This window comes from Rickettsiella endosymbiont of Xylota segnis (assembly GCF_964019545.1).
In the GTDB taxonomy this organism is placed as follows: Bacteria; Pseudomonadota; Gammaproteobacteria; order Diplorickettsiales; family Diplorickettsiaceae; genus Aquirickettsiella.
The window spans coordinates 568358-590437 of sequence record NZ_OZ026451.1 but is presented as its reverse complement, the minus strand read 5'-3'; the positions used below and the strand labels follow the sequence as shown (position 1 = coordinate 590437).

Below are 22080 nucleotides of genomic sequence, written 5' to 3'. Positions count from 1 at the left end.
AGAGTATAAAATTAGGCAAAATCTTTCTCTTTAGCTTAATTAGCGCATCAAAGTATTTATGTTAAAAATTTTATGACAAAAACTATCATCATTGTAGGTTGCCAATGGGGCGACGAAGGGAAAGGGAAAATTGTTGACTTGCTAACGCAACATGTTAAAGCCGTCGTGCGTTTTCAAGGTGGACACAACGCGGGACATACCTTAGTGATCCAAGGTAAAAAAACTATCTTACGTTTAATTCCTTCTGGAATCTTACATGCAGGCGTAGCATGTTTAATTGGGAACGGCGTAGTAATTTCACCAGAAGCCCTGCTCAAAGAAATGCAAGAATTAGAACAACAAGGCATCCCTGCGCGCCAACGCTTAAAGCTTAGCGCAACCTGTCCTATTATCTTACCCACACATATCGCACTTGATGAAGCACGTGAAAAAAGCGGAAAAAATGCCATTGGCACCACCAAACGCGGCATTGGCCCCGCCTATGAAGATAAGGTAGCACGACGTGGCTTACGACTCTGTGATTTTTTTCATCCACAACGATTCGCTGAAAAATTAAAAATACTTTTTCATTACCATAATTTTTTACTTGAACATTATTATCAAGCACCCACTGTCGATTATAATAAAACGTGTGCTCATTTATTAATATTAGGTAAACAGTTAGTTCCTTTAATTACTGATATCCCTGCACTCTTAGCAGAGTATTATCAAGAAAAAAAACCATTATTATTTGAAGGCGCACAAGGTACATTTTTAGATATCGATCAAGGCACGTATCCCTATGTCACTTCATCGAATACCATTGCTGGCTCTGCAGCCACCGGTAGCGGTTTAGGAATCCGTTGTTTTAATTATGTGTTAGGTGTTAGCAAAGCATACAGTACACGCGTGGGTAACGGTGTTTTTCCAACCGAGTTACTCGATCAAGACGGTGATAATCTAAGAGATCGCGGGAATGAATATGGAAGTGTCACCAAACGCCCACGTCGTTGCGGATGGTTAGATACAGTTTTATTGCGCCGAGCAATCCAACTAAATAGCGTCTCCGGTTTATGTCTAACTAAATTAGACGTATTAGATACACTAGCCACAATTAAAATTTGCACTGCTTATCGATTACAATCGCAAGTATTAACTGACTTGCCTTTGAATCCAGAAGATCTCACGCAATGTATTCCCCAATACGAAGAACTCCGTGGATGGCAAACATCGACAACACCGATTAAAGAATTTGCTAAACTACCGAAAAATGCACAAGCTTATTTACGTCGTATTGAAGAGCTGGTTGGCGTACCGATAGTCATTATTTCTACCGGCGCTGATAGAGATGAAACCATCGTTTTGGAAAAGATTTTTTAACCACAAACTGAAGTATCTTTAAATTGAGATTTTATTTCTATTGCTTCAGATTTCGGATGTAATCCTATCAACATATTTTCAGCTAATTCTTCTCGAGGAAGAAGTGGAGAAAGATCTTCTAAAGGTGGAGAAACAATAGAACCATCTTTTTGTAAGGCTAATGATAACTTAGGGCAAAATAATTGCTCTGGATGTGTAAATACTTCACAGATAACGGGGCCAGTTAAATTTTGTACTTTTGGGATTTCTGATTCTACATCTTCCCAACTACGAATAACAAATGATGGGATGCCAAATGCCTGTGCTAAAGCTGAAAAGTCTGGACAACTCACACCCGATTGTTTATTAGTACCTGCATACCTACCAGAAAATAATGCTTTTTGGGTATGCTTAATCATAAGATACCCATCATTGTTAAACACAACTATTTTTATAGGTAATTGATGATGGACTATGGTTTGTAATTCTTGCAAATTAAGCATCATTCCACCATCACAATTCAAACAAATTATCTCAGCGTTTTTGTTGGCAAATGCTGCACCAATAGCCGCTGGAAGTGCATAACCCATTTCGCCAAGACCGGTCGATGTAATTAACCGTTGTCCTTTTTTTATAGATAATATTTGATGCGTACTCAACAAAGCAGTCCCCATATCAGTGACTATTATTTGATTATTTGTAAAATACTCTGACAGTTTCTGTATGAAAGTATAAGAATTTATATAACCATCACGATCCTGATATTCCTGATTTAAAATGGGATATTTATTTCGATAATAATTACATTTTTCTAACCATTTGGATTTTTGACTAGATGTGAAATTTGATTGACTAATAGCCAACATAGTTTGCATAAAATCTTTGGCATCTGCTTGTATCGGTATAGACACTTTTTTTCCTAATTTTTGCAGCTCTGTCAAGTCAATATCGACTAAGGCTAATTTTGCATTTCTAATAAACTCATTTAAATCATAACCAATTTGAGGAATAGCTAAACGTGTTCCCACTGCCAAAAGAAAATCACAGTTTTGTAAAATAAAATTAGCGGCTCGTTGACCATAAACCCCCGCTCTGCCAAAAACTAAAGGATGATCGGAGGAAATCATATCAATACCTGCCCAAGAAATTAATACTGGACATTGCAAAAAATTAATAAACGGTTCAACCAAATCCACTGCATCGGCTAAACGAACACCATGCCCTAACCAAATCACCGGTCGTTGCGCTTTGACTATTTCAGTTCTTATATTGCATGCTGTCTGATAAAGGTTAGTGATTTGTAAAGAATTTATTGAACTAGGTTTTGATCCTGGAACTGGTTTATACTGAAATAAATTGGAATCATCTATATCCAATGCTTGGATGTTCATTGGAAAATCTATCCAACAGGGTCCCGGTTTAGCATTTAAGGCATGATAATACGCAGTTTCTAAAATTAATAATGTTTCGTTCGGATTAAGAACTCTGGCAGCATATTTTGTAACCTTACTCACCATAGCCACGGAATCATATCCTTGCACTCCCCAAATCCTTAAAGAGTTATCCCCCAAAGTATATTTAGAATTTTCATTACCTGAAATGACTAAGCAAGGAATAGAATCCATCCATGCGCTGACCACTCCAGTCACAGCATTGGTTGAGCCTGCACCCGTTGTAACAATAGCCGCCGATAAGATACCGGAGATACGATAATAAGCTTGTGCAGCCATACACGCTGCTTGTTCATGATGAACACAAATTATGTTAGTAAATCCTTTCGATGCAATAGAATCAAATAGGTGAGCATTTCCCGCACCAACAATGCCAAACACATGTCGTATTCCCTTTTCTACCAAAAAATTTGCGATAATTTCACTTATTTTCATAAAAACTTTTCAGAATAAATTTAAAATTAAGTTAGGTTAGGTTAGGTTAGGTTAGGTTAGGTTAATATTATTTAGCATGTTTTTTCGCCAAATCACTAGCCACTTCAATGATGATATCCTCTTGCCCGGCTATAATTCTACGTCGCCCCAGTTCAATAAAAATATCTCGGGGATCAACGTTAAATTCTTTTGCAATACGCAAAACAGGTTGTAGAAATCCAGAGAAAACACCTGCAAGCCCACTGATAATACTTAATGACTTTATTGAAGGAATTTCTTTCAATAGTTCTCGTTCAGCTATCTTGCTAGCGTCGAGCATTTTATAAAAATCAATTCCTGTCTGATAACCTTTTCTTTCAAGGATTCCCACCAGCACTTCAAGTTGAGTATTACCCGCACCTGCTCCGAAACCGCATGCACAACCATCCAAAATACTTGCTCCAGCTTCTACAGCAGCTAATGAGTTGGCAATGGCAAGCCCTAAATTATTATGCGCGTGAAATCCTACCGGGATTGAAAGATGATCAACTAAAACTTGTACTCTTTCAATCACATCCTCCGGCAAAAAATTTCCTGCAGAGTCCATAAAAACTATACCCTGAGCTCCATAAGCTTCCATTTTAGCAGCTTGAATAAGCAATTCTTTGCTGCTAAGCATATGTGCCATCATTAGTACACCATAAACGGTTTTTTCGCGCATACGAACAAATTGTATATGTCGTTCTGTGATATCTGCTTCAGAGCAATGTGAAGCGACGCGCACCACATCAACTCCTCCATCAATTGCCGGACGCAAATCTTTTTCAATGGTTGCAAATCCAGGAATAATATGAATACCTAAACGAGATTTTTTAAGATAGGTTCTAGCTATGCTAAGGGTTTCATTATCTGTCAGTTTAGCTATTCCAAGTTGCAAAGAAGATGCACCTAAGCCATTACCATGGCCTACCTCCACGATAGGTATACCTGCAGCTTCTGCGGCGATACAATACTTAGCAATCTGATCCGCATTTAATTGATGTTTTACGGCATGATTTCCATCTCTTAAAGTAGGATCACTGATTAAGATTGCTCGCATTGAATTTCCTTACTCAGTCTACTTAAGGCATATTTTTCTGCTATCGCCAAAGCAGCACAGTTAATAATATCAAGATTTCCAGCATAATCAGGAAGATAATCACCTTGGCCTTTCACTTGTACGATCACAATAATACGCTTATTTTCTATTAAAGGATTTAAAAGTATTTTATAACCCGGGACATAGTTCTGAACTTTTTTCTCAATATCTTCTGCTAATCTAGTAAATTTTTGCATATCTAAATATTTAACTTTAGCAAAAATAGTGGTTTGCATATCGATACAAGGAAATGCAGGATTAAGATTTAAAATTGCTTTAGTTTGCGAAATACCTGTAAAGAATTTTATCGCTTGCTCAGTAGTATGAATATATTCATCTAAATTAACTCGGGTAGCAGGTCCTGCACTTGCTGAAGCAATACTAGATACGACTTCTATATATTGAATTTTCACACCTGAAGCGCTGAGGGCATAAATTATGGGTAAAGTGGCTTGACCACCACAGGTTATCATATTCACGTTTTTATATTGCAAAGCGTGGTCTAAATTTATGATCGGTATGCACATTTCTCCTATTTTTGCCGGTGTGAGATCAATGGTAAATTTATCCAAATTTTTTAAAATCGGAGCATGTGTTAAATGAGCAGCCGCTGAAGTTGCATCAAAGACTATTTCACAGCAATCCAAATTTTTTTGAATATAATCTATTCCAGAAATTGATGTGTTAACACCTAATTGACGAGCTTTTTGTAGTCCTTTAGATGAGGGATTTCGACCAATTAATACGCCGCATTCTAAATAAGGCGAGCGAAGAATTTTCATTAATAAATCAGTACCAATGTTGCCACTTCCTAGTATTGCAACTTTCATATTTTTACTGCAGAAAATAAATTATCAAAAATTAATCCTTTCTTTCTCAATAACTAAAGGACGCTTTAACACCTGATGATGAATGGAAGCAATATATTCACCTAATAAGCCAACAAAAAACATTTGCATAGAAAAAAAGAAAAAAGAGCCAATTAATATCGGTGCAAATCCTAAAGGAAACATACTCCAAAATAATAGCTTAGCAATAATGTAAATAATCGATATAAGCAGACTAATAAATGCCAAAGAAAAACCAACTAAGGACAGAATTCTAAGAGGAAGTTTTGAATGAGTAGTTATCCCCAGCATAGCGACATCATAAAGTCGAAAAAAAGTTCCCGAGGATAAACCTTTTTTGCGTTTTGGTTGCTTAAATTCAATTTCAGCAACATCAAAACCAACTTCTGAAATCATACCGCGGAGATAAGGATAAGGATCATTAAATTGTCGCATAATTTGAATTACAGACTTATCATATAAGCCAAATCCAGTAAAATTTTTTAAAAGCTTTAAATCCGAAATTTTATCTGCGAATTTATAATAAAACCTACGGATGAAAAATTTAAAAAAAGACTCTTCGCTCTGTGATTTAGTTCCAATTACGATTTTAAAGCCATCTTCCCATTTTTTTATAAATTTATTTATTAAATTGGGCGGATCTTGAAAATCAGCTGCCATATAAATAATGGCATCTCCTGACGCTTGTAACAGACCATAGAAAGGTGAACGAATCCAACCAAAATTACGGGAATTAATAATCAATTTTACGTTTGAATCAAGATGGGCTATTTCTTTTAATAAACTAATACTATTATCACTGGAGGAATTATCAATAAAAATATGTTCGTATTGATATTTATTAATATTATTAAAAATATTCTTTACTGTCTGATAAATATCTAAAATATTAGCTTCTTCATTATAACATGGAGTTACCACCGAGATTAGTTGCATAATAATTTTATCAGGATAATCGTTGAATGTGTTGTTGATGCTTATATCGATGTAAAAAAAAGAAGTTAGTCGCTACTGTAGCATCATCCATTTTATTAAATTCGGTTAGTTTATCATTTTGACTGATATAGCATTGATAGCCACAACTCGCTAGTAAACTAATTATATCATTTGGATGATAATTAAATTTTTTCGACCATTTCCTTAACATTTCAGTAAATATTATTGGAGTATGTTTTCTTATAGCTTTTTCTCCTCCCTGAAAAACAAGCAATTCACCACCTTCAACATCACATTTAATAATATCAATTCTCTCAAGTTGTTGAGCGAGTAAAAAATCATCTAAGGAAGTAACCTTTGCCGAAACTTTTTTTATAGAAGTTTCCTCTGCTAAGTTTCTGGCCGAAGCATTTCCAGACATAGTAGGATTAAAAAAAAAGTCGACCTCTTTGTCCCTATCAAGTAAACCAACATTATAAAAAAAAATATTATTCAATTTGTTTATATAAATATTTTTTTGTAACAATTCAAAGGTTTGAGGTATCGGCTCAAATGAATATACTTTTATCGTTTCGTGACGTTTTGCAGCATTAATTGAGTAAAAGCCTATGTGGGCTCCAATATCAAAAAATACCATATCTTTTTTAAGTAAGCTAAAGAAAATATCAGCATCTTGTTTTTCGTAAGAGTTAAAATTTAAAATTTCAATAGGCGTAATTCTTTTATCTAAAATATGACATTGCAGCTTTATGTCCAAACTTTTTAAAGTAAAGATTAAACAATCTTCAAGTATTTCTATGTTTAAAATATCAGTATTTTTGATAAATTTAGAATATTCAAATAAATAGGCATGGAAATCACCCATAGCCTCTACGTAATCTGCCTTTGATAGGTGGCCTGCTTGAAATTTATCCCTGCATGCAATCAAGCTCATAAAAACTCCTAATGGTCCTTAAAAATCCTTCTTCAATTGTAATTTTCGGAAACCAACCCAATGTTTGAATTTTTTTAATATCGGGCGTATTGATTGTAATTTTGCTTTCTAAATAAACAGACTTTAAAGATCTAGTTTTTTTTATTACCTTTAATTCTTTTTCACAAAATAAATCTCTTAATCGAATAGCAAGATCCATAATACTTAAACAACAATCAGGATTACCTATATTGTAGGCTTGTGCATTTTGTCCATTTAATAATAAAGTAAAAAAACCTAAAGTAGCATCAGCTATATAACAGAATGATCTTATTGCTGTACCTGTTCCATAAATCGTAATATCTCTGTTATAAAATATATCTGCGACAAAATCAGCATAAACCCGACCGTCACTTAAACTCATTCCCGGACCATAAATATGGAAAGGACGAGCTATAGTAACATGCAATTGGTATTGATGTGCATAGGAAACACACAAATTTTCCCCCATTCTTTTGCTTTCAGCATAGCAAGATCGGATGTGCGTCGGATCAAGATATCCATAGTTTTTTTCACTAATAGGTGTTTGGGCTAAATCAACTTCTCCGTAAACTTCTCCAGAACTGAAATATAAGAATCCTTCAATTTTTTGCGATTTAGCTAATTCTAATAGATGATATGTTCCTAATACATTAGCTGACAAAGTTCCAACGGGATCAATACCATAAAATTTTGGACTAGCTTGACTCGCAGCGTGAATTATATAATCGATCTTCAAAGATATATCAATGGGTAAACAAATATCTTGAAAAAAAAAAGTTAGATAGCTTCGATTTAAGTAGGATGTAAAACGAATTAAGGTTTTTTCTTTATTTCTAGCAAAAGCTAAAATTTTTATATTATAACGTTTAACCTCGTTTAAATGGCATAGCGTTTCTATCATGTAAGCGGGTAGAAACCCATTTGCACCGGTTATTAAAATAGTTTTATTTGCAAGCCTATACCAAGCAAGTTCATTACAAGATATGCTTTCTATATCATTATTTACAATCTTTCTATTCATTTTCAGTGATCAAAAATACATGGTAATTCGTAATCAACTTGGTTTATTTAAATATTGTTCACTATTATTAGCGGTATTTTTAATAGTAAAGACCTTTTTATTGAGATAAAATGCTATTATTGCCGTAAGAGACATCGTCATCAATCCGGAAATGTAAAAATTATTAATATGTACGTTAATTATTCTAATTAAAATTATATGTAAAAAATACATTATAATACTTATAAATATAAATTTATAAAATAAACCAAAATCTTTATTTTTAAATACAATCCTACCGGTAGTCATAAAATTAAATATTAATCCTAGTGATGCTGCAAATAAAAAAGCTATGTAGTAGCTCATTTTTAAAAAAATAAAAAAAGCGAAAGCCGAATACCCAAAAAGAGTATTAATACCTCCTACAAAAAGAAAAACAATAAATTGTTTTTGATGTTCGATATTTAATTTCATTTTCCTAAATATAAATACTTGTATAACTTTTTTCAAAGTCTTTAAAACTTTCATAAATATTTTTTACCATAGCGTCTGTCATACCATGATGGCTACCAATTAGAATACCTCCGCGCATTATTTGATCGGTATGAGGATACCCTGACTCTATTTCACGCCGCAAAATTTTTTTAAATCCAGGTTGTCGTAAAATATTTCCAGTAAATATAGTTCTAGTTTGAATATTTCTGTTTTCTAAATAGATTTGCAAATCTTTACGATTAAATGGTGCATCGTCTTTCACAATCAGTGGAAAAGCTAACCAAGCTGTTTGGGTATGCGGTAATTGTTTTGGAAAAATAAACCAATCTTTATAGTCAGAAAAAAAATTTAAATGTGAAGTGAATACTTCTTGACGACTTATTATATTTTGTTTCAACTTAGATAGCTGAACCAAACCAAATGCCGCTCCTAACTCAGATGGTTCTAAATTATAACCAATTTCTTCAAAGATAAATTTAGCGTCGTAATCGAACTGTTCAATTTTTTTTTGAAAACGAGTTTGTATACTTTCTGACTCTATATATAATGAAGAACTACGTCCCCAACTCCGTAGTAACATAGCTTTTTCTGCAAAACTTGGATTATTTACACACAACATACCACCATTTCCAGCACAGTTAATGATATGTGAGCCATAAAAACTTGTTGTGCTGACATCCGAATAAAAACCGCTAGCATTTCCATAAAAAGTAGCACCCAGCGTATCGCAAGAATCCTCGATAACAATTAAATTATATTTATCCGCAATTATTCTAATTTTTTTCCAATCGGGTAAATTTCCAAGTAAATTTGGGATCATTAAAGCTTTAGTTTGGGGACTGATCATACTCTCTATCTGATCAACATCAATATTAAATGTATCTAATTCAACATCGATAAAAACTGGAATTAATCTATTTTTAATTAAAGGTGCTACCGTAGTTGAAAAAGTTAATGCGGGTGTGATTACTTCAGAAAATTTCGGCAACTTTAATATTTCTACCGCTAAATAATTTGCCGAAGAACCCGAATTAAGCATAATTCCAAATTTTTTACTAAACAATTTTGATACTTTTTTTTCCATTTCTCGAACTGCTTGCCCCATCTGTGTTGAACGACGCAATACAGAAACAACAGCATCAATTTCTTCTTCTCCATGGACCGATTTTCCATAGGGTACATGAATAAATTCCTTAGCCATGCAATGTTTCCTTAACTATTTCTTTTTGTAATATCCTGCATTCATTACTAAATTGGTTAATTTGGCTTAGTGTCTTTTCAAGCATATTTACTCCATCTTGATAGCCGGAAAACCATTCTACGGTTTTTTTAAGCGCTATTTCTAAATTCCATACCGAAGTCCAATTCAAATGTTCTTTTGCTTTAGTGCAATCCAATTGTAAGGTACTCGCTTCGTATAGATGCTTATTTTCATCTTTGATCCACCTAATTGAGCTATTGCAACTTTCAATAAGATAATCAGTAATCCAGCTTACAGATTTTATATCCTCCAAATCTGGTCCAAAGTTCCAACTTTCTGAATAATTTTCTGGTGATGAATATAAGAGTTTACTCAATGTTAAATAGCCGTAGAGTGGTTGTAAAACATGCTGCCAAGGACGTAAAGCATCTGGATAGCGTAGTAAAATATCTTCTTGTTTCATGCAGGCAATGAGTACATCCGGGACTAAACGATCCTTAGCCCAATCTCCGCCTCCTATAACGTTCCCAGCTCTTGCTGTAGCAATGCCTACACCTCGTTCTTTAAAATAGACATTCCGATAAGTTTGAGTAATTAATTCGGAACACGCCTTACTATTACTGTATGGATCATAACCACCTAGCCTGTCTTTTTCGTTAAATTTCTTATTTAACTCGGAGTTTTCATAGCATTTATCACTGGTAACATTGACTATAACTTTGACAGACTCTGTCAATCGTGCTGCTTCTAACAAATTTATTGTACCCATAACGTTTGTTGAATAAGTTTGTAAAGGAGCTTGATAAGAATGTCGTACTAGTGATTGAGCAGCCATATGAATAATAATTTCGGGTTGATATTTTTGGATCACAGCGTGTAAGCTTACATAATCTCGTATATCATTTATGATATTTATCATTCCCTTCTGCAGCTGTGATATTTCAAAGAGATTAGGAGAAGCGGCTGGAGCTAATGAATAACCTATTAGGTTAACACCTAGAGATTGCATCCATAAAGATAACCAGCTGCCTTTAAAGCCAGTATGACCCGTTAATAATACTGTTTTTCCCTGCCAAAATTCCATATTAATTATCAATTAGGTACAAATTGTGCTTTCCTTCCTATGAGATTTATTTTCCCAAATTTTCCAGGAGGCGCTACCTGAAGCCCAGACTTCTTCTAAAATATTTTTATCACGCAATGTATCCATAGGGTGCCAGAAATCATGATGAAAAAAAGCAGATAACTCACCCTCTTTCGCTAAGGTCTCCAAGGGTTGCTTTTCCCATAATGTATTGTCGTTATCTATGTAATTCAATACAAGAGGTGATAAAACAAAAAAACCTCCATTAATCCAAGCACCATCTCCTTGAGGCTTTTCTTTGAAAGCAACAACTTTTTTATTAGAAATATCTAACGCTCCAAATCTTCCGACGGTTTGCACCGCTGTTAAAGTAGCTAAGGTCTTTTGAAGTTTGTGAAACTGGATCAATGCATTAAGGTTGACATTCCCCAACCCATCTCCATAAGTAAAACAAAAATCTTCATCATCCAGATAAGGAGCAATTCTCTTTAGTCGTCCTCCTGTCATGGTATGTTCACCCGTTTCCACTAAAGTAATTTTCCAAGGTTCTGCTTTATTCTGATGGATTTTAGTCTGATTTTTAGTCATGTCAAAAGTCACATCTGACGTATGTAAATAGTAATTAGAAAAATATTCTTTAATGAGATAGCCTTTATAGCCTAAACAAATAATAAAATCGTAGATCCCGTATGCTGAAAATATTTTCATGATATGCCATATTATAGGTTTACCACCTATTTCAATCATAGGCTTAGGACGAAAACTAGTTTCTTCGCTAATGCGAGTTCCTGCTCCACCGGCTAAAATAACAGCTTTCATAAAGAATCCTTAGTACTAAACATTTTATCTAAGCAACATTTAGCTAGATATTAAATATTTTCAAATTTTAAGCGAAATGCGAAGTCAGAATTTTGTTGCTTTCCATCTACAATAGCAATACCATTTTTGTAAACTTTCTTGGCCGAAGCCCACCAAGTAATGGCATTACCCCTTAAGCTTGCTGGAGAAGTTAATCTTATTAAATAAGTATTACCCGTTTGAATTCTGATATTGGGTAACTTGAAAATCTCCCAAGCATTATCTTTTAAAACTTTAGCAGAACGTTTATTTATATAAAGTTGTTTATAATTTTTAGTGAGTACTTCTAATTGAATTTTTTTAGTATTTTCTCGTGCAAATGTGGATAAAAACAAATCAATCTGTCTGAGGTTTGCTCCTTTTGCTTTAAAGCTTTGTTCAAAAATTCTATCAGCAGTTAACTCGCCAAATATCTTCTCTCTAACAGGATTTAAAATATATTTATCGGAATTTTTTAAATTTAATATAAATGTAATCGTCGCTGGAATAATAAAGATAAGTATTCCTATATAATATCGCTGCCGAACTTTAGTGTAAGAATAATAATTAGATTCAACTGTGTTATCGTTAAACAAAAACTTATATTTAAGTATTAAATTTAAAACTAAATATCCCCAAAATAGAGAAAGATATACATATGCACTAAAGCCTTTAAATATATTAAATAAAGCACTCATATTCTGGACTTGTGTAAAAGAGATATGAAATAATTTACCCTGAAACATACTTAAATCAACATTGTCTTGGAAATATAAAACAACATAGGCGATAAAAAATAACATTCCGCATAGATCGAAAAGTAAAAATTTAGATATTTTACTTTTTTGAATTAAACATGTTGTTAATACCATAGCTGGGGTTATGAATAATAACCATTGAGGATGCCAGGCAATAAATAAAAATGGATATATACTTGAAAAAAGGAAAATATTAGCTGCCACTTTTTTGTAATTTTTAGCTACATCTAAATAAAAAACAATACCAGCTAATATAATAAATATGGCAAATATATAATATATTTTTTGAAAACTAACTTCTAAAGCACTTAGGAAAACTCTACCTATAGCAGAAAATTCCAATACACCAGAAATATAAGCAGGTGAATGCAAATAACACATCTGAACTAAAAAAATTGGGAGTAGAAAAATTACTCCACATATTAGCAGTTTAAATATTTTTTTTTCAAAAAATAAAAGTAAAGGGACAAAAACAAAAAAAGGGAAATATTTAAATGTAATTGCTAAACCGAATAAAAAAGAAGCTAAATAAGGTTTCTTTTTTATAAAAAACAAAAAACCTAATAAGGTGAGAAACGTATAAAAAATATCATATTGAGAAAAAATAAACTCTGAAAAAATTGCTAACGGAGAAGTTAACCAAATCCAAGTAGAATACTTTCCCCATTCTTGATCATTTTGATAAATTTGTGTAACACGATAAAAAAGCATCCCCGTTGCAATGTAAACTAAGAAGGTTAAAAATTTAAGCCAATAAACTAAATAGGGCGTAAAATAAAAAGGCGATTTTATTAATCCTATAAATTTAAAAGGGTAAAGCCATATAGCAAACACAGCAAATATCGATGGGGGGTAACTAGCAAAAGGTAGAATTCCTTGTCCTTGAATTTTTTCGCAATTCTCATAAAACTCTAAAGGATTTCCATATAAATAGTTTAGAGAGTTCCATCCAGTGGCGAATATATCCCCTTGAAAAAAAGCAAAAAAACAGAATAAAAGTAGAATTCCTCCAAGAAGGTAATCGATTTTACTTAATTGAAAAGATGGGAATATAGTTTTTTGATTCAATTGCCAAAGTTCCATTTTATTAAAAAATGCGTATAAACATAATCCGAGTTCTTAGCTGCTATATGTTACAATCCTTAGGTATTGAGTACAATAACTTTTTTATTAGATTTACATTTAATATCTTTTATCTACATATAAATGAAAGTAGAATATGTATTTCCTAAATGCAGGTACCTTATAAGTTAGTTTTTTTTTATTCACCGGATGAAGAAAATGATCAAATATTTTAAAAAGATTCTAAAGAGGAGTGCCCAACTTCCGAAAAGACTGACTAATTTTTTTCCTATTTTAAAAAAACCTAATTATTCAATCTTAGATGAAAGAATAATGAGCATCAGAGATATTTTCTATCAACACGAGCAAAATGTATCAGATAAATGGGTTAACTATTTTGATATTTATGATGAATGTTTTAATCGACATATCGGTAACAATGCAAATGTTTTAGAAATTGGCGTACAAAATGGCGGTTTTTTACAAATTCTTAGTAAATATTTAAAAAATGCAACACTCTATGGTGTAGATATTGATCCTAGAGTGCTTAATCTAAATCTTGAATCTAATATACATATCTATAATTTTGATATTACCGATAAGCATACCCTTAAGCAACAATTTAAAAATATTGAATTTAATATTATCATTGATGACGGTTCTCATATCTGCTCAGATATTATTCAAACGTTTAAATTATTTTTTTCAAAATTGAAACCGGGTGGAGTTTTTTTAATAGAAGATTTACATACATCGTATTGGCAAAGTCATGGTGGATCCTACTTAGGCGCTGACTCAGCTATTGAGTTTTTCAAGAAATTTGCTGATCTACTTAATTTTTACCATATTAAAGAACAACACTTCCAAAAAAATCTTTCTTCAGACGATCGATATATATTTCAATGGCTCCGATCTATCTATTTTTACGATAGTGTTGTCGTTATACATAAATTACCAAAAGCCCGAAAAACACCGTATGAAAGAATCATGGTAGGTAAAATGGATCCTGTTGTTCCTGTGATTAACATAGCTAAAGAGGAAGGTTGGTATCAATATTAATAATGATCAAGTTATCCCTAGTTTTAGGTAATACGGTAAATTAAATGTGTTTTTCTATTGATAAGCAGTTATGGTTTTTAAAATTCCTGAAGAAAATGTTTCTTTAGGTTGCCAAGCTAATTCTTTGTTTATTTTTTCAGCATTGATCGCATAACGCCAATCATGCCCAGGACGATCTTTTACAAATGATATAAGATCCTTATATTCAAAGTTCACAGATCTAATTTTTCTTAACCCATCAAAGATGAAGTTTATAACTTCTAAATTGCTTAATTCAGTATTGCCACCAATATTATAGCTTTCTCCTAATCTGCCATTTCGAATCACACTATCGATCCCACTACAGTGATCTTCTACATAGAGCCAATCACGTATATTTGAACCATTACCATAGATAGGGATAGGTTTTTGTCGTAAGCAACAATCTATAATAGTTGGAATAAACTTTTCAGTGTATTGCAGAGGACCATAATTATTTGAACAATTAGTTATAGTAACAGGAAGCCCATAAGTATTATAATAAGCGCGTACCAGATAGTCTGAAGACGCTTTACTAGCAGAGTAAGGAGAATTTGGTCGGTAAGGCATAATCTCAGTAAATGCGGGCTCATCTTTCTGTAAGCTACCATATACTTCGTCGGTAGAAATATGGTGAAATCGGCAATCACGCTTGCTTAAACCCAATTCTTCCAACCAATATTTCCGACATGAATCTAACAAACTGAACGTGCCTGAAACATTAGTTTGTATAAATTTTTCGGGTGTATTAATCGAACGATCAACATGTGTTTCAGCTGCAAAATGAACAAGCGTGTCTATCTCAAAATTCTTCAATAATTTCAACACTAAATCTCTATCAAGTATATCCCCTTGTACAAAGTGATGTTGTTCTGGCAAAATTAAATTTTTTAAATTATTTAATGATCCTGCATAAGTAAGTTTATCAAGGTTTACAATAAATGTTTCCGGATAATGATTTTGGTAATAATGCACAAAATGACTGGCAATAAAACCTGCACCACCAGTGACTAAAACGTTCTTGGGTGTATAAGTCATAATAAAATTTTAATCACATTGGATAAACCGTCAGACCAATTATTAGGTTTAATGTTAAAAGTTTGTGTGATTTTTTGACAAGCCAGCTCAGAATTAAAAGGCCTATGTGCAATACTGGGATATTCTGATGCCGTAATAGGTATAATTTCTTTTAGAATAAATTGTTGATGTTGTTTTGCTTCATTCACTATTTTCTTAGCAAATTCGTACCAACTTAGAGGGGGTGTTCCAGTATAATGGTAAGTGCCCCAATCAGTCTGCCCCTTATCTAGACACTCTATTATTTTTAGTAACGCCTGGGCAATATCTCCCGCGTAAGTCGGAGCGCCTTTTTGGTCAGTAATAATCCTTAATTCATTTCGCTCGCTAGCTAAGCGAATAATAGTTCTCACAAAATTATTACCGAACGCTCCAAACACCCAACTGACCCGTAAAATAATATGTTTACACCAGATATCTCTTAAAAAATTTTCGCCACTTAATTTACTTTGACCATAAGCAGACAAGGGTCGGGCTTGATCTTCTTCACTATAAGCATTTTTTTTTTGACCATCAAAAACATAATCTGTAGAAATATGCAATAAAGGTATGTCGTATTTTTGAGCGATTTTAGCTAAGTTTTTAACCCCCAATGCATTTATACTAAAAGCAAGCTCACTTTCCTTTTCAGCTTTATCAACCGCCGTGTAAGCTGCAGCATTAATAATATAATTTGGTTTAATTGTTGCTAAAATATACTCAATTTGTGCAAGATTTGTAATATTAAGCTGTGTCCGTGTGACAGGATATATTTTTAAGTTAAGATTTTTCGCCGCATTAACAATTTCATTACCTAATTGACCATTTGCACCTGTTAATAATATATTTCCAGAATAAGACATCAAAATAATCCTTATGTTTAACTTATTTCAGTAATTTTTTTTTATAAAAATCCCATCTTTTATGCCTCGGATTGCAGCTAATAAACTTTTTTTAGATTCAGGAACAAAAGGAATTTTTTTAATTTCCAATATATTTCGAATCAATATAAAAAAACGAAAATCCAGGGGATATTGTTTTTCTCGAAAAAGCAAAAAACTATTTCGTATAGAATAATAATACCGAAGTGGATTTTGATAATGGATAAGTCTATTTTTGTTTTTTTTAATTTCACCAATAGTATGCTTAACCTGAATATTTTTTACCATTTCAACATGATAATCTTTAGAAAGTGCGCGCAAACACCATTCCAAATCAACTAAATCAATAAAATACTCTTTCTTTGGATAACCAATATTCTTTAAATATTTAACTAAAACTAACATACCAGAACTAATAATAACATTATTTAATCTTATCAAATTATTTATTTTTATTGCAATTTTAAATTTTTTTTTCAATATATTTTTCACAGTGAATTTATTGTTTTTCTCTTGATGCCAATCATAAGTTCTAGGATCTTTCCATGAAGGTCCAATAGCTACCAGACGAGAATATATTTTTTGTAATTGATAAAATTCTAATATCATATTACTAACAAAAAATTCAGGAAGTTGCGTATCTTGGTCTAAAAATAGTATAAAATTATAATTTCCCTTTTCAGCAAGTTTACACGCGTAATAATGCGCGCCCGCTATACCCACATTTTGTGCGCTTTTATAAAAAATTATTTTTTCTGTTTTTTTGTAATTCAATAATTGGAAATTATCTGAATTATCAAATAACAAAATTTTAGCCTGTTGATAAATACAACAAATACGAATAAGCTCTGATACTTTGGATGGATCGGGGTTATAAAGTACAATATTAATTAAAACTGTAGGGCCAGACATTATTTTCCTTAATTATATTACCTATTGAACTATGCAGTTAAAATCGCTTTATCAATAAAAATCCATCTTTAATACCCCGACCCGCTGCAATTAAACTTTGTATAGGTTTCGGAGAAAAAATTATTTTTCTTAATTTAAATAAGTTCCCTGCTAAAATAAAAATCTTATGGGATAACAAAATATTTTCTTCATGAAATAACAAAAAACTATTGCGTATAGAATAATAATAGCGAATGGGTTGTTCATATTGAACATTTAACTTCTTATATTTCTTAACTTCACCTATTCTATGGCTCATTACAACATCAGAAGACATTACTATCTGATAATTTTTATATAAAGCACGTAAACACCATTCGGTATCGACTAAATCTATAAAATATTCTTTTTTTGGATAACCAATATGTTTTAAAGTAGGAACCGAAATCAACATCCCGGAACTAATTAACACATGTTTTAGATTCGGTGCTTTGAGTAAATATCTAAGCTTATTTTTTAATGCTCTGGTTTTTGAGTTTACAAGATCAGGATCATGCCATGTTGGTCCAATGGCGCAAAGACGCGGATGTATTTTTTTTAATTGATAAAAGGCCAAAATCATGTCATGAATAAAATTATCTGCTAACTGACTATCCTGATCAAAAAATAATACAAAATCGAAATTTTCTGCTTCTGCCATTTGACAAGCAGTATGATGTGCACCACCTACACCAACATTTTTTGCACTTTTTATTAAGATAACATCCTTATCTTTATTGAACTCAAACACTTGGGAATCTTCGGTATTATCAAATAATAAAATTTTTATTTTTTCATATTGAGAACAAATATTAATTAGATTCAAAACTTTGTTTTTATCTGGATGATAAAGAACGATATTAATTAATACAGCAGGTTTAGACATCATGTTCATCAGCTATTTTAATGAAGCTTAATATACCTTACACTAAGCGAAAATTGAAGCGATGGAATTAGAATTTGCTTTTAAACCCATACTAACAAGGAAAGTTATCTGTGAAAGGTATTATATTATCCGGTGGTTCTGGTACGCGTCTACATCCTATAACTAAAAGTATTAGTAAGCAGTTACTTCCGATTTATGACAAACCCATGATTTATTATCCACTCAGCGCTCTAATGCTTGCGGGTATTCAGGAAATATTAATCATCACTAGCATTGAAGCCTTGCAGCAATACCAAGGTTTATTAGGAAACGGTCAACAATGGGGTATCAATCTTAATTATTTAACGCAAGAAAATCCAGAAGGATTAGCTCAAGCTTTTATCATAGGTGAAAAATTTATTGGCGACGATTCGGTAGCACTTATTTTAGGCGATAATCTGTTCTATGGAGAGAAATTTTCCGAAACTGTCAAATCCGCTGCTGGAAAACAATATGGCGCGCAGATTTTTTGTTATTATGTCAATGACCCAGAACGATATGGAGTTGCTGTGTTTGATAAAAAACAAAACTTGATTGATATTGAAGAGAAACCAAAACTTCCTAAATCCAATTGGGCTGTCACAGGTCTTTATTTTTATGATAATCAAGTGATTGATATTGCTAAAAATATTAAACCCTCGCAGCGTGGCGAATTAGAGATAACCGATGTTAATCTGAAATATTTATCACAAGGACAACTTGCTCATCGATTGATTAGTCGTGGTAGCACTTGGTTAGACACGGGAACCCATGATGCTTTATTAGAAGCATCACATTTTGTTCAAGTCGTTGAAAAGCGCCAAGGTCTTAAAATAGCTTGTTTAGAAGAAATTGCTTGGCGAAAGGGTTTTATTAATGCTGAAACTTTAGAGATTTCTGCACGTAAATTATTAAACTGTAGTTATGGTAATTATTTACTCGATATTATTAAGCGCGAATTATGAAAGTTATTCAAACCCCTATTCAAGATTTACTTATAATTGATCCTAAATCTCATCACGATGATCGAGGCTTTTTTTTTGAAGCTTTCCAGTCAGAACGTTATCAGCGATTACTGAAAAAAAAAATTAATTTCGTGCAAGATAATCTATCTCGTTCCACTAAAAATGTTTTGCGGGGGCTGCATTATCAGATCCAACAACCACAAGATAAATTAATCACGGTCATCCGCGGCAGTGCTTTCGATGTGGCTGTGGATATCAGAACCGAATCAGCTACTTTCGGTCAATGGTTTGGTATTATTTTAAATGATGAAAATCATTATCAACTTTTTATCCCAAAAGGCTTTGCTCATGGGTTTTGTGTACTAAGTGAAATCGTCGATTTTCATTATAAATGCAGTGATTACTATAATGCAGAAGCTGAACAAGGCATACTTTGGTCAGACCCTGGCCTGGCTATAAATTGGCCTCTCAAAACCCCCTTATTATCAACTAAAGATAAAAAATATAATTGCTTAAAAAATATTCCGTCTGAATTATTATTTTAACAACCATTTCCAGGAATAGTATAGCGCTGATTTACTCGCAATCCATGCCATACGTCTGTTTTGATAAGCCGCACGCCGCCATACGTGTTTAATTCTAACAGTAGGTGAATAGGCTATTTGGGAAATTTTTGCCATACGTCGACCCAAATCAGAATCATCATAGTACATAAAGAATTTTTCATCGAACCCTCCTAATTGTTTGAGTAACTCCAATCGACAGAACATAAAACAACCCGTGGGATTACTTAATTTAAACATATTTTCATTATAATTTTTATCTTGCATCTGAAATTTACTTAATTTTTTTTGAAAAATTTTCTTTAAAAATACAGGGGCAAAACGCCGTAAAAAACTAATCCAAAGACTTGGGTTATGCCGGCACAGATATACACGTTTTTCATCCATATCGTAAACATCTGGGACTAACATACCCACATGCTTATGTTGCTGCATAAAATCCAATGCATTTTTTAAAGTATTCGGCATCATGTATACATCATTGTTGAGAATAAGATGGTAATCTGCCTTGCTTTTTAAAATTACTTGATTATGCCCGTAACCATAACCTCCATTTTTAGCCGAAAACAAATAGTAAATCGGTAAATTTGGAAAACATTTTTTTAGTTCTATTTCGAAACTACAATCTTTATTTAATTCTAAAGCACCATTATCTACTAATGTAATTTCATAACAAATATCATCAGGAATTGAACCGATAAGGCTTGAAAGACAATCTTTTATTTGTAAAAAAATTTCTTGGTAAACAACGATACTGATAGAAAGTTTAATTTTCGGCATAAATTTCTCTTATATTGTATTTTAAAATTAATTTATAATAATTTCTTGATAAAGATTTTTTATCTGTTTAACCATTTTTTTGGTAGTAAATTTCTTATTAGCATAATAATAAGCCGCTCTCCCTAAAGATAGACGTAATGCAGGTTTTTGATATAGTTTGCAAATTGCATCCGCAAGTGAAGTTGGGCAACGCGGAGAAACGACAAAACCCGTTACACCATCTTGATTCAAATTACTTGCTGCATGAGTCACATCGCAACAAATAACAGGTTTTGCGCAAGCCATCGCTTCCAATTGGGCAATTCCAAATGCTTCACTTTGATCAATCGATGGCAAGCAAAACACATCGCAAGCATGGTAATAAGCTGGTAAATCCTGCTTTGTGATTTGACCCAAAAAATAAACGCGATGTTCAAGTTGAGAATTTTTGACTTGTTGCTGTAATTTAGAGGTTAATGGACCTTCACCTCCTAATAATAAAATAATATTTTTAGGTAATTGTTTCATTGCTTCAATTAAAAAACAAAAACCTTTGTAAAAAACATGTCTACCTAAAGCAAATATCAGAAAATAACCAGAATATTGGTATTTAATTTGATCAATCCTTTCATGATATTTATTGATTAAAAAATAATCAAAATCTACTCCGTAAGGAATAATATGAATAGTATTTCGGTCTCTAGCAACTTTAATTTGGCTAGAATGTTCAGCCAAGTAAGGAGTGGATACAATTACTGCGTTGGCTTGTTTTAATAAGCGATTGACGAAGGGTTGATATATCTGTAGTAATTTTTTTTGGTGTATAACATCGCTATGCCAGCTGATAATTCGCTTCACTGAGAGAGGTAAAATTTCCGAGGCTAGGTGTGCCATAGGATTAGGCAAATGTAAATGAACAATAGAAAACCGATATCGCTGATACAGTTTTTTTATATAGTAAGGCATAGTAGGACAAAAAGGGGTTCGGGCAAAAATACCCATTAAGGCTGCACTATATTCAATGTATCCTGCTTGTTCGGTTATTTTGTTCTTAAAAGTGTTATTAGCAACTAAATTGCACAAATTAAAATCGAGACTTAACCCCAGCAGTAACATATCAACAACCGTCTCGATACCCCCGGCTCGTTCGCTGGAGAATTTACCTAAATGTAAAACGTTTTCCATAAAATCATTTCAATCATTCACTCGTTTGAACACAGCAGATATATTGATATACTAAAAAAGCTGTGTTTCAATGGTCACTTAAAATTGTTTGGGTATTTAATTTTTAGACACTGGGACCAACCTTTTACTCAAACTAGAAGATGGTGTTCAATAACCCTATATATAATCCTAGGATCAAAGAACAAGGATAGCGCTTAGGAAAAGAAAAGCAAATACTCTCTGTTAAAGCTACTAAAATTCAAG

The 22080-nt window shown here is 32.7% G+C and carries 21 protein-coding genes; 4 read left to right on the top strand and 17 right to left on the bottom strand.

The annotated features are described in order from the left end of the window. The first annotated feature begins 72 nt into the window (after window positions 1-72). Entirely contained in the window at window positions 73-1359 is a 1287-nt protein-coding gene (locus tag AACL18_RS02705) for an adenylosuccinate synthase (protein WP_339051242.1), read from the top strand. Here AACL18_RS02705 and AACL18_RS02700 read toward each other — a convergent pair. The 11 genes from AACL18_RS02700 to AACL18_RS02650 all read right to left on the bottom strand — a co-directional run bounded on the left by AACL18_RS02700 (window position 1356) and on the right by AACL18_RS02650 (window position 13538). Next, window positions 1356-3224 (bottom strand): thiamine pyrophosphate-binding protein, encoded by a 1869-nt coding sequence (locus AACL18_RS02700; RefSeq protein WP_339051241.1) that lies wholly within the window; start codon window positions 3222-3224, stop codon window positions 1356-1358. The genes AACL18_RS02705 and AACL18_RS02700 overlap by 4 nt on opposite strands. A 67-nt stretch (window positions 3225-3291) precedes the next feature. Next, complete coding sequence (gene dmpG / locus AACL18_RS02695; protein WP_339051239.1) at window positions 3292-4302, bottom strand: 4-hydroxy-2-oxovalerate aldolase; 1011 nt, start codon at window positions 4300-4302, stop codon at window positions 3292-3294. Beyond that, window positions 4287-5171, bottom strand: a complete 885-nt coding sequence (locus AACL18_RS02690; RefSeq protein WP_339051237.1) for an acetaldehyde dehydrogenase (acetylating) — start codon at window positions 5169-5171, stop codon at window positions 4287-4289. The genes dmpG and AACL18_RS02690 overlap by 16 nt, the downstream gene beginning before the upstream one ends. A gap of 24 nt (window positions 5172-5195) precedes the next feature. After that, window positions 5196-6125 (bottom strand): glycosyltransferase family 2 protein, encoded by a 930-nt coding sequence (locus tag AACL18_RS02685; protein ID WP_339051236.1) that lies wholly within the window; start codon window positions 6123-6125, stop codon window positions 5196-5198. A 10-nt stretch (window positions 6126-6135) separates the two neighbouring features. Next, window positions 6136-7059: an FkbM family methyltransferase gene (locus AACL18_RS02680; protein ID WP_339051235.1), complete on the bottom strand. Its 924-nt coding sequence runs from the start codon at window positions 7057-7059 to the stop codon at window positions 6136-6138. Continuing rightward, window positions 7034-8101, bottom strand: coding sequence for an NAD-dependent epimerase/dehydratase family protein (locus AACL18_RS02675; protein ID WP_339051233.1), 1068 nt, complete (start codon window positions 8099-8101; stop codon window positions 7034-7036). Before AACL18_RS02675 ends, AACL18_RS02680 begins: the two co-directional genes overlap by 26 nt. A 33-nt stretch (window positions 8102-8134) precedes the next feature. Then, a complete protein-coding gene (locus tag AACL18_RS02670) occupies window positions 8135-8554 on the bottom strand; it encodes a GtrA family protein (RefSeq protein ID WP_339051232.1) in 420 nt (139 codons plus the stop codon). A gap of 4 nt (window positions 8555-8558) precedes the next feature. Beyond that, window positions 8559-9776 carry an aminotransferase class I/II-fold pyridoxal phosphate-dependent enzyme gene (locus AACL18_RS02665; protein ID WP_339051231.1) on the bottom strand — a complete coding sequence of 406 codons (1218 nt, stop codon included), beginning with the start codon at window positions 9774-9776 and terminating at the stop codon, window positions 8559-8561. Beyond that, complete coding sequence (gene rfbG, locus AACL18_RS02660; protein WP_339051230.1) at window positions 9769-10860, bottom strand: CDP-glucose 4,6-dehydratase; 1092 nt, start codon at window positions 10858-10860, stop codon at window positions 9769-9771. The genes AACL18_RS02665 and rfbG overlap by 8 nt, the downstream gene beginning before the upstream one ends. Window positions 10861-10872: 12 nt before the next feature. After that, window positions 10873-11679: a glucose-1-phosphate cytidylyltransferase gene (gene rfbF / locus AACL18_RS02655; protein WP_339051229.1), complete on the bottom strand. Its 807-nt coding sequence runs from the start codon at window positions 11677-11679 to the stop codon at window positions 10873-10875. Between the two features lie 50 nt (window positions 11680-11729). After that, a complete protein-coding gene (locus tag AACL18_RS02650) occupies window positions 11730-13538 on the bottom strand; it encodes a glycosyltransferase 87 family protein (RefSeq protein WP_339051227.1) in 1809 nt (602 codons plus the stop codon). 312 nt (window positions 13539-13850) lie between these two features. Here AACL18_RS02650 and AACL18_RS02645 point away from each other — a divergent pair, with 312 nt between their 5' ends. Then, window positions 13851-14576 carry a class I SAM-dependent methyltransferase gene (locus AACL18_RS02645; RefSeq protein ID WP_339051225.1) on the top strand — a complete coding sequence of 242 codons (726 nt, stop codon included), beginning with the start codon at window positions 13851-13853 and terminating at the stop codon, window positions 14574-14576. Between the two features lie 54 nt (window positions 14577-14630). On the opposite strand, the gene rfbB is transcribed toward AACL18_RS02645, so the two are convergent. From rfbB to AACL18_RS02625, 4 genes are read right to left on the bottom strand one after another with little or no spacing between them, the layout of a single operon-like run. Next, a complete protein-coding gene (rfbB, locus tag AACL18_RS02640) occupies window positions 14631-15632 on the bottom strand; it encodes a dTDP-glucose 4,6-dehydratase (RefSeq protein ID WP_339051223.1) in 1002 nt (333 codons plus the stop codon). Then, entirely contained in the window at window positions 15629-16513 is an 885-nt protein-coding gene (rfbD, locus tag AACL18_RS02635) for a dTDP-4-dehydrorhamnose reductase (RefSeq protein ID WP_339051222.1), read from the bottom strand. The genes rfbB and rfbD overlap by 4 nt, the downstream gene beginning before the upstream one ends. A gap of 27 nt (window positions 16514-16540) precedes the next feature. Continuing rightward, window positions 16541-17443, bottom strand: a complete 903-nt coding sequence (locus AACL18_RS02630; RefSeq protein ID WP_339051221.1) for a glycosyltransferase — start codon at window positions 17441-17443, stop codon at window positions 16541-16543. A 37-nt stretch (window positions 17444-17480) separates the two neighbouring features. Next, window positions 17481-18350, bottom strand: coding sequence for a glycosyltransferase (locus AACL18_RS02625; RefSeq protein ID WP_339051220.1), 870 nt, complete (start codon window positions 18348-18350; stop codon window positions 17481-17483). A gap of 107 nt (window positions 18351-18457) precedes the next feature. Here AACL18_RS02625 and rfbA point away from each other — a divergent pair, with 107 nt between their 5' ends. Both rfbA and rfbC read left to right on the top strand, forming a co-directional pair. Continuing rightward, window positions 18458-19330: a glucose-1-phosphate thymidylyltransferase RfbA gene (gene rfbA / locus AACL18_RS02620; RefSeq protein WP_339051218.1), complete on the top strand. Its 873-nt coding sequence runs from the start codon at window positions 18458-18460 to the stop codon at window positions 19328-19330. Continuing rightward, entirely contained in the window at window positions 19327-19875 is a 549-nt protein-coding gene (gene rfbC, locus AACL18_RS02615; RefSeq protein ID WP_339051216.1) for a dTDP-4-dehydrorhamnose 3,5-epimerase, read from the top strand. The genes rfbA and rfbC overlap by 4 nt, the downstream gene beginning before the upstream one ends. On the opposite strand, the gene AACL18_RS02610 is transcribed toward rfbC, so the two are convergent. Together AACL18_RS02610 and AACL18_RS02605 are read right to left on the bottom strand one after the other, a co-directional pair. Further along, window positions 19867-20673: a glycosyltransferase family 2 protein gene (locus tag AACL18_RS02610; RefSeq protein WP_339051214.1), complete on the bottom strand. Its 807-nt coding sequence runs from the start codon at window positions 20671-20673 to the stop codon at window positions 19867-19869. The two genes, rfbC and AACL18_RS02610, sit on opposite strands and share 9 nt — an antisense overlap. 27 nt (window positions 20674-20700) lie before the next feature. Further along, window positions 20701-21837 carry a glycosyltransferase gene (locus AACL18_RS02605; protein WP_339051212.1) on the bottom strand — a complete coding sequence of 379 codons (1137 nt, stop codon included), beginning with the start codon at window positions 21835-21837 and terminating at the stop codon, window positions 20701-20703. Between the last annotated feature and the right edge of the window lie 243 nt (window positions 21838-22080).